Genomic DNA, 973 nt, shown 5'->3' on the forward strand with positions numbered 1-973 from the left:
TGTAAAGGTTCAAGACATGTTGGACGGCAGGGGTTCTAGAGATCCTTGACGGGTTCAGCAGATCTTTGACGGTCTGGTTTGATGCTCGTTCTGTGAGCGATGAGACGGCCGGTGATTCCGCCGATTGGGTGACTGAGCACAGATATCGTGCGGTCCTGCAGGTCCTCGACGGAGTTCCCAAAAGCCAGGTGGCACGGGAGTGCGGGGCGTCGCGGCAGTCCGTGCACTCATGGGTCATCCGGTATGAGGCCTTCGGCTTGCCGGGATTGGCCGATCGGTCGCGTCGGCCGTTGACGTCGCCGAACGAGCTGTCGCCGACGGTGGTGGCGATGGTCTGCGAACTGCGCCGAACATATCCGCGCTGGGGTGCTCAACGCATCGCTCACGAGCTGGTACTTCGTGGCGTGGACGCGCCGCCGTCGCGGTCGAGCGTCTACCGAATCTTGGTGCGTCATGGCCTGATCACCGCGCAGCAGCAGAACCACAAGCGCAAGTACCGGCGCTGGCAGCGCGACGCCCCGATGCAGCTGTGGCAGATCGACATCATGGGCGGGGTGTTCCTCGCCGATGGTCGTGAGTGCAAGTTGGTCACCGGCATCGATGACCATGCACGGTTCGTCGTGATGGCCACTGTCGTTGCCCAGCCGGGGGCACGCGCGGTCTGCGCGGCATTCACCGCGGCCATGGCCGCCTACGGCGTGCCCTCAGAAGTGTTGACCGACAACGGGAAGCAGTTCACGGGCCGGTTCACCAAGCCGTATCCGGCTGAGGTGCTGTTCGAACGGATCTGTCGGGAGAACGGCATCACCACGCGGCTGACGAAACCCCGATCACCGACGACGACCGGCAAGATCGAACGTTTTCACAAGACGCTGCGCCGCGAGCTCCTGGATTCCGCAGGCCCCTTCGTAAGCATCGAAGCCGCCCAGCAGGCGATCGATGCCTGGGTGCACGGTTACAACCACAGCCGTCC

Annotated in this window: 1 protein-coding gene; it reads left to right on the plus strand. The window is 63.4% G+C overall.

Annotated features, from left to right (window positions below; translation table 11 throughout):
* Window positions 1-92: 92 nt before the first annotated feature.
* Window positions 93-973 (plus strand): IS481 family transposase (locus BST44_RS29185; RefSeq protein WP_142274745.1); only part of this gene is annotated, 881 nt, incomplete at its 3' end.

Source organism: Mycobacterium scrofulaceum (assembly GCF_002086735.1).
Classification (GTDB): domain Bacteria; phylum Actinomycetota; class Actinomycetes; order Mycobacteriales; family Mycobacteriaceae; genus Mycobacterium; species Mycobacterium scrofulaceum.